10 protein-coding genes are annotated in these 8078 nt (G+C 46.6%); 6 read left to right on the forward strand and 4 right to left on the reverse strand.

The annotated features are described in order from the left end of the window. Window positions 1–93 precede the first annotated feature (93 nt). Window positions 94–396: a hypothetical protein gene (locus tag ACTNCK_RS11305; RefSeq protein ID WP_441082826.1), complete on the reverse strand. Its 303-nt coding sequence runs from the start codon at window positions 394–396 to the stop codon at window positions 94–96. A gap of 268 nt (window positions 397–664) precedes the next feature. Here ACTNCK_RS11305 and ACTNCK_RS11310 point away from each other — a divergent pair, with 268 nt between their 5' ends. Then, entirely contained in the window at window positions 665–748 is an 84-nt protein-coding gene (locus ACTNCK_RS11310) for a helix-turn-helix domain-containing protein (protein WP_441082829.1), read from the forward strand. A 726-nt stretch (window positions 749–1474) separates the two neighbouring features. On the opposite strand, the gene ACTNCK_RS11315 is transcribed toward ACTNCK_RS11310, so the two are convergent. From ACTNCK_RS11315 to ACTNCK_RS11325, 3 genes are all read right to left on the reverse strand, one after another. Further along, on the reverse strand, window positions 1475–1990 hold the full coding sequence (locus ACTNCK_RS11315) for a hypothetical protein (RefSeq protein WP_287047925.1): 516 nt from the start codon (window positions 1988–1990) through the stop codon (window positions 1475–1477). A 249-nt stretch (window positions 1991–2239) separates the two neighbouring features. Continuing rightward, window positions 2240–3040 (reverse strand): helix-turn-helix domain-containing protein, encoded by an 801-nt coding sequence (locus ACTNCK_RS11320; protein ID WP_441082827.1) that lies wholly within the window; start codon window positions 3038–3040, stop codon window positions 2240–2242. Between the two features lie 48 nt (window positions 3041–3088). Then, the gene (locus tag ACTNCK_RS11325; protein WP_441082828.1) at window positions 3089–3517 is read right to left on the reverse strand and encodes a hypothetical protein; all 429 of its coding nucleotides are present in this window, start codon (window positions 3515–3517) and stop codon (window positions 3089–3091) included. A 369-nt stretch (window positions 3518–3886) separates the two neighbouring features. Here ACTNCK_RS11325 and ACTNCK_RS11330 point away from each other — a divergent pair, with 369 nt between their 5' ends. The 5 genes from ACTNCK_RS11330 to ACTNCK_RS11350 all read left to right on the forward strand — a co-directional run bounded on the left by ACTNCK_RS11330 (window position 3887) and on the right by ACTNCK_RS11350 (window position 7924). Continuing rightward, the gene (locus ACTNCK_RS11330) at window positions 3887–4300 is read left to right on the forward strand and encodes a cysteine-rich VLP domain-containing protein (protein WP_002588751.1); all 414 of its coding nucleotides are present in this window, start codon (window positions 3887–3889) and stop codon (window positions 4298–4300) included. Between the two features lie 111 nt (window positions 4301–4411). Then, window positions 4412–4807 (forward strand): replication initiator protein A, encoded by a 396-nt coding sequence (locus ACTNCK_RS11335; RefSeq protein ID WP_002588752.1) that lies wholly within the window; start codon window positions 4412–4414, stop codon window positions 4805–4807. 183 nt (window positions 4808–4990) lie between these two features. After that, window positions 4991–5935, forward strand: coding sequence for a MobV family relaxase (gene mobV / locus ACTNCK_RS11340; protein ID WP_002334814.1), 945 nt, complete (start codon window positions 4991–4993; stop codon window positions 5933–5935). 72 nt (window positions 5936–6007) lie between these two features. Further along, window positions 6008–6202, forward strand: a complete 195-nt coding sequence (locus ACTNCK_RS11345) for a hypothetical protein (RefSeq protein WP_002334813.1) — start codon at window positions 6008–6010, stop codon at window positions 6200–6202. Window positions 6203–6346: 144 nt separating this feature from the next. Then, window positions 6347–7924, forward strand: coding sequence for a recombinase family protein (locus tag ACTNCK_RS11350; RefSeq protein ID WP_154410947.1), 1578 nt, complete (start codon window positions 6347–6349; stop codon window positions 7922–7924). Window positions 7925–8078 lie beyond the last annotated feature (154 nt).

The following is an 8078-nucleotide window of genomic DNA, read 5'->3' on the forward strand; positions in this document are numbered from 1 at the left end:
TGCCAGCTGATTGAGTCTTGATCCATATCCAATATTAAAAGGCTGTAAAAATACAGCTTGTTTACTATGCCCTTTTTTAGTTTTCCTTAAGCGCTACTTTGTTTCAAACTTTTCTCCTTCTTTTAAAGTCCATCCTTTTTCCAATGCTATATCTGTTGTCAATGAATATTTTTCTCCAGAAGCATCCGTAAAACTGAACGTCTGATCATCTATAGATTCAGAATCATCCTTTTCTACGGTGCTGCCATCAGACACAGATGCAGTATTGTCTGCACCATTCTGACTTGTTGATGTTTCAGATGAAACTGTACTCCCACATGATATAAGTGTTAATATTGATGATATAAATAGTGAAAAGAGTAATTTACGCATTATTATCTCGTTCTTTATCTTCATAAAACCTCCAATTCCTACAGTTGACTTTTGTCTACTGGATCGATCCATAAATATCGTATCACCACAATCATAAAAATGCACTCTCTTCAGGATCAGATCTTTCTCTTTTTCTGATATACATATTCTCCAGGCTCAGGAGAAAATTCTCCACAATTGGAGAGAGCATTTCCCAGTTTTTTATGCTATCATAATAAAAAAAGAAAGCAGGTATACTATGACAGAATCCGAAATAGGGAACCAGATTGCAAACGCACGACGTAAAAAACATATGACCCAGAAAGAGCTTGGAGATGTGTTAGGTATAAGCGACAAGGTTATATCGAAATGGGAGAACGGAGTTTCCCAAAGTTAAAGATACCACATCAATCCCACGCTGACTTTTGCTCAACCGATACAGCCGGAGGGCTGGATAACAAGAAAAGGCGGTATGCGCCCCATGGAGGGGTAGCGTACCGCCTTTTCTTGTGGGGGTTTCCAAAGGGGGCTTGCCCCCATTTGGCACACGACTTTGCTTGCAAAGTGTAGTGTGTTATACCTGCTGGCGTGGCTGACGGAGGAAACGGGGCGCGGTGCTTTTTGCGCCCCGCTTGCTCTGGCAGGAAAACAGGCTGACTTTTTGTGAATGGGAATGAACAAAAAATCGGGCTGTTTTCAGAGAACGACGGCAGGGATATGAAAGCCCCCGTCCCTTGTCCTACGCTCCGACTTGTGGACAAAATGTCCCGAAGTTGTGGCCACACTCCCGGCAAAGTAGCAGGATAGCGGGCAACCGTCAAGGCTGAAATGAACGGGTTTATACCCGGTCTTGACCGCCGCCCTCCGTCCCGCTGAACGGGCAGACAAGGCAGCCAATCCCTCAAAGTGCTTGGCCGCACTCTTTTTGATTTTGGGAGTTTTCTTCCTCAAAATTGAAATGGGCGGGAAGCCATTTTAGGGCTTTCCCGCCTTGATTACCCATCAGCAAAGACGGGCGGGATTGTCAACGGCGGCGCATAAAATGCGCCGTTTATTCTTGACCGTTGACTGGCTCGGCTGGCTTTGCTATCTTCTCGATAAAGGGAAATTTTTCAAGTGCAGCTCATTTTTTCATATCATTCATAATCAAAATACTTCCTAATATATATCCGCAATCCCAGTTTCTGAATTTTTCATCATCAAAATGAAAACAAGGGTGCTTAAATACAATGCCTATACCTATTCCATTGTCAAAAGTTTTTATGTACTCCTCATCATCAGTTGATACTTTTATAGATTTTGGGAAATTGTCACCAAAAACTTCTTCATCGGAATAAAGATCCTTTTGGAATTTGGGTAACGCCAGTATTTTCCCTCTCATTAAAAAGTTTACAGACAGCCTATTTATTATTGAGGCAGGTAATTCTTGACCTTCTGGTATCTCATAAGTAGCTTTATCAATCTCCACTTTAGTCAAGTCAACTCCTAAGGAGTTAAAAAACAGTTGCTGGTCTGGCAATAGATTGTCAATGAACTCTGCATTTGCAGTTTTATCAGTAGAATAGTCAGCTTCTTTATATAGTTGTTTTGTTAAGTCAACATCAACATCCAGTTGCCAAGGGCTAAAGTCAAAAATCATACCAGCTTAACCTCCGTAAATCTCATCTTACTTTTCATCAGAAAAAATCCAACCAATTAAGAGGGTTAAGTAACTCTGAAAAGAAAGTCCAAAATGTTTCTTTGAACTTTTTCTTGGCACATGAAACGCCTTTCCTTACTGCTATCAATGCTCGTATAAACGAAATCAAAAGAATTATGACAAGATATATCAGTAGGACAAGAATAATTATTTGTATTATCTCCATCTACAATTTCCTTTCAGTTTTACTCACTTTCTTCCCCGCTGTGGGTTTGGATTTTTCAGCAAGTCCGACTTCTGTGCAATCCTTTTCAGCCACTTCTTTTCTTCCTCGGACAGCTTCCCATAATTCAGCTTGAGCCGCTTACAGATAAAGGCCATAGCCGCCTGTTCCGGGTCGCTGTCCAGGCTGGCAGCTTCGTCTGCGGTCTGCAAAAATTCTTTCAGCGGGTTGTCCTCTGGGACGCTGAAAAAATCGTCCTTGTGGGCTTCCCGCAGGTCAAGGGCTATCTTGTTTATATCCTGCTGTATTACATAGCGGCAAAAGCTGTCGTCGTCAATATGGGCGGCGATAAGCTGCCGTAACTGCGGGTCGGTCAAGCCGGGATTGTGCTGTTTCATAATCCTTGCGCTCACAGCGTCCACAATAACGTTTGCCCCCTGCACCTGCTTTCCTGCTATACCGTTCACATAGATTTCAAGGTCAGCCATGAACCGTGGAAAATCCGGGTGCGCTGCCAGTTCGCATAACAGGGAGTTGTCCACCAGCCCGCTTTTCAATCGTTCAATCATATCATCACTCAAACGCAGGTCTGCAAGATCGGCGTTTGGGTGATTTTTTGTTTCAGAACGGCACAGTAGATAATCAACGGACACTTCATAAAACTTTGCCAACTGAATAAGGGCATAGTGGCTGATGTCCTTAAAATTATCACCCTCATAGCTGCCTAAAGCAGATTTGGATAGGTGTGTCTGCTCCGCAAGCTGTTCCAGCGTCAAGCCACGCTCTACACGCAGGTCTTTTAAGCGTTCTGGTATGGATAGTTCCATGCTCTCCCTCCTTTTCTGCCCGACAAAAAATAAGTCTGCGTTTTCTTATTACCATTCTCCGATACTGAAACAGTCATCAGAGTATTGTTTCATCACCTGTTCAAAAAACAATACATCCACATCAGAATATATTACGATATACATTTCTGTTCCGTAGTGCTCACTGCAAATATTGCATAGTTCATTCTTTACATTGATAGTAAAATACTTTGTCATTTTATTGTAGATTTCTTTGTCTGTTGGAGTTTCTTCCATCAATTCTAATAATAGCTCATCTACAATAACGCCTTTTATGGATACTTCATGACCCTCCGTTGTTGCTACACCGTATCGTTCTGCCTGCAAAATTTCTTGAGTTTCTTCCTCCCAACATCGCAACTCAAAGTTATCCCCCACCCTAAGAAAATGGTGGATAATTGTTTTCCACCATTCCGATGAAACAGTGTTATCAACCATTTGTATGCTAACCCTTTTCATGACAATTCGCCTCGCCATTTACTTTCGTTTTTTTCATTTTATCACAATTCCGAGAGCGTGGAAATAGCCTGTTTTTTAAGTTGATTTCCCACCTTTTGGATATACGGGACGGGTGAGCATTTCGGTGTAGACTTAGATTAGTTCATCGATGGACAGCACCTTGAAAACCAAATGACCGTCTGAAAAGGAATACCCCGGCTGGGGAAGCACCGCAAGGAGCCGGACTTCTGGACACTTTGTCCAGAGGTCACTTCGGGACAAGTTGTCCCGAAGTTATGGGGAGCGTGCCAACGCCGGAACACGCCGCAGGAATGGGGCAGGAAACCTTTTCGGGGAGAACGGCAACGGAAAGCAAAATGGAGGGAACGCATGAGAGATAACCCCTATAAAGACTTGCCGCCGCTGGAACGCAGGCCGGACGGTTCCCTTTACCGCATGACCCCGGCGCAGAGAAAACAGGCGGCCAGCCTGATACGCCGGGAGTGCTGTTGCTGTGAGGACGGCAACTGCATTGTCCTTGACGATGGGGACACCTGCACCTGTCCGCAGACGATTTCTTTCTCGGTCTGCTGTAAGTGGTTCCGCTGGGCGGTCTTGCCGCTGGACGGGACGCTGGAAGCGGAGATTTTCCGGGATAAGGACTTGAAACGCTGTGAGGTCTGCGGCGGTGTGTTCGTCCCCAAATCCAACCGGGCAAAATACTGCCCCGGCTGTGCCGCCAGAGTTCACAGGCGGCAGAAAACAGAAAGTGAACGGAAAAGGAGGTCTGCTGTGGACAGTTAGGAGCGAAAAAAGCCTTGATTTATCAGGCTTCGCAAGCCCCAAACCGGGGCTGGTGGTATAAAGTATCGCCCGCCCCGGAAAACGGGCTTCTAACCGTCCACAAAACGCACTATGACAAATACCATCTATATCCATCAGCCGGAAAAGGCGTTCAGCTTCACCCGGCTCCCGAATTTCCTCTTTGAAGCCCCCACATTCAAGCCCTTGTCCAACGAGGCAAAGGTTCTGTACGCCTTTATCCTGCGCCGGACAGAGTTATCCCGCAAGAATGGGTGGGCGGATGATTGCGGACGGATTTATCTGTACTATCCCATCTGCGAGGTGGTTGACCTGCTCCACTGTGGGCGGCAGAAAGCGGTAAACACCCTGCGGGAACTGCAATACGCCGGGCTGGTGGAGATCCAGAAGCAGGGCTGTGGAAAACCCAACCGCATTTTCCCAAAATCCTATGAAGCGGTTCCAAACACCGACTTCAAGAAATCCGGTTCTGGTACGCCGGAGGGCTGAAAACCGTACTTATGAAGTGAGGAAATCACTCCCCGGAAGTACGAAAACCGGACGGTATATAGAAATACAAAGATTAAAAAGATTTATTTATATTCTATCCATTCCAATCCTATCCGAGCTAATTTCTGCGGGATTTTCCCTGTGGAAAACCCCGGATAGGAAAGGAATGGGGAAAGGAGCAGAATGGCACAACACGCAATTTTGCGGTTTGAGAAGCACAAGGGCAACCCGGCAAGGCCGCTGGAAGCCCATCACGAAAGACAGAAAGAACAATACGCCAGCAACCCCGACATTGACACAAGCCGGAGCAAGTACAACTTTCATATCGTCAAGCCAGAGGGCAGGTACTATCATTTCATTCAAAACCGCATTGAACAGGCCGGGTGCCGAACCCGCAAGGACAGCACACGGTTTGTCGATACGCTGGTAACTGCCAGCCCGGAGTTTTTCAAGGGGAAATCCCCAAAGGAGATACAGGCGTTTTTCCAGAGGGCGGCGGACTTCCTCATTGGCCGGGTAGGACGGGAAAATATCGTGTCGGCGGTGGTACACATGGACGAGAAAACGCCCCACCTGCATTTGACCTTTGTTCCGCTGACAAAGGACAACCGCCTGTGTGCAAAGGAGATTATCGGCAACCGGGCAAACCTGACGAAGTGGCAGGACGATTTTCACGCCTATATGGTGGAGAAATATCCTGACTTGGAGCGTGGGGAGAGCGCCAGCAGGACAGGCCGGAAGCATATCCCCACCCGGCTTTTCAAACAGGCGGTTTCCCTCTCCCGGCAGGCAAGAGCCATTGAAGCCACACTGGACGGCATTAACCCGCTGAACGCCGGAAAGAAAAAAGAGGAAGCCCTCTCCATGCTGAAAAAGTGGTTCCCGCAGATGGAGAATTTCTCCGGGCAGTTGAAAAAGTACAAGGTCACAATCAATGACCTGCTGGCGGAGAATGAGAAGTTGGAAGCAAGGGCAAAGGCCAGCGAAAAAGGAAAGATGAAAGATACGATGGAACGGGCAAAGCTGAAAAGCGAACTGGACAATTTACAGCGGCTGGTTGACCGTATCCCGCCGGATATACTGGCGGAACTGAAACGTCAGCAGCGGCACACGGTAAAGGAAAGGTGATAGATATAAGCAGAAATTTTCGCCGCCTCTGTGCGGCATTGTACCTTGAAAACTGAATATGGAGGACACTGGATGGCAAAAAGTGAAAGCGATATTTTTACACCCCGAACAGGGCAGGTTATACAAGCAGAGAACGGCACGCAGTATTTTGTATGTGGGAACAACCGTATAAAAATCTCCGAACACTTCGCCGCAGGCGGGAAGCCCCTCGGTGATCTGATTGTAGATGTGGTGCGGCATACCGCAGAAAAAGCCGCTTCAACCTGATAGCCCATCATTGATAACACGCCCACGCTTATGATATAATTGCCATAGAGCAAAAGTATTGTAAGCGTGGGTTGTTTCTTTAGAAGGAGGATTTTTACGGTGAAACAACCTTACAATACTACGATTTACAACACGGCGCTTTATATGAGATTGAGCCGGGACGATGAACTGCAAGGAGAAAGCGGGAGTATTCAGACACAACGCATGATGCTCCGGCAATATGCCGCCGAGCATGGCCTGAATGTCATAGATGAATATATCGACGATGGATGGTCTGGAACGAACTTTGACAGGCCGGATTTTCAGAGAATGATTGATGACATTGAGGACGGGAAAATCAACTGCGTTGTTACGAAGGATTTATCCCGCTTAGGCAGAAACTACATTCTGACCGGCCAGTACACGGAAATCTACTTTCCCAGCAAAGGCGTCCGCTATATCGCTGTCAATGACAATGTGGACACCATCAACGGAGAGAATGAGCTTGCCCCATTCCTCAACATTCTGAATGAAATGCACGCCCGCCAGACCAGCAAAAAGGTAAAGGCGGCCATGCGGACACGGTTCGCAAATGGCGCACACTATGGAGCCTATGCTCCGCTTGGCTATGTCAAAGACCCAGATAAGAAAGGCCATCTTCTGATTGACCCGGAAACAAGGTGGATTATCGAAAAGATTTTTGACCTTGCCGTTCATGGCCGGGGAGCCGCCAGCATTACACGGATTTTGGTCGAAGAAAAAGTACCTACTCCCGGCTGGCTGAATTTCCAGAGATACGGCACTTTCGCAAATATCTATGCCGGAGCGCCGGAGGAAAAAGCCTATGCGTGGACGATAGCGCAGGTGAAAAGTATTCTGAAAGAGGAAACCTATATCGGACACAGCGTCCACAATAAGCAGACCAACATTTCATTCAAAAACAAGAAGAAAGTACGCAAGCCAAAAGAGGAATGGTATCGTGTGGAGAACACCCACGAAGCGATTATTTCCGAAGATGTGTTCCGTCAAGTACAGGAGCAGATTTGCAACAGGCGCAGACGGCAGAAGAACGGCACAACACAGATATTTTCCGGGCTGGTAAAATGTGCGGACTGCGGCTGGTCGCTGGCCTATGGTATGAACAGCCAGAACAAAAATCCCTATGCCCACTACCATTGTAGCAAGTACGGGCAAGGATTGCACCAGTGTTCCATGCACTATATCCGCTATGATGTGCTTTACGCCTATGTCCTTTCCCGTCTGCAATACTGGTCTGTGCTGGCACAGCAGGATGGGGACAAACTTCTGAAACGGCTACTTAACGCCAGCGACAAGGAACGCAATACTGCAAGGAAGCGGCAGACAGCCGAACTGAAAAAGGCGGAAAAGCGCAAAGCAGAAGTAGACACCCTGTTTGCAAAAATGTATGAGGACTGGTCTGCCGGACGCATTACAGAATACAATTTCAATATGCTGTCCGAAAAGTATCAGGGCGAACAGCGAGAATTGGACGTAAAAATTGAACGGCTTCACGAAGCGATGGAGACCGCCGCCCAGACAGCGGTTGACGCTGAAAAGTGGATAGGTCTGATGAAACAGTATGTCAATCCCACAGAATTGACGGCTGAACTTCTGAATACGCTGATTGAAAAAATCCTTGTCCATGAAGCGGTCAAAAGTGAGGACGGAAGCCGGGAACAGGAAGTGGAAATCTTCTACCGCTTTATCGGCAAAATCGAATGACACATCTTGAGATACCCAACAATATCTTTAACTAAGGGAAACGGGAAAGGCAAAACCTAATATCGCTTATGTGGAAAACATTGAACAGGTACTTGGAATCAACATAAAGTCAGAGTACAAACCTAAGAATAAAAAAACATTATCACTAAAAGTA

Source organism: Candidatus Weimeria sp. HCP3S3_B5 (genome assembly GCF_052064335.1).
Lineage (GTDB): Bacteria > Bacillota > Clostridia > Lachnospirales > Lachnospiraceae > Weimeria.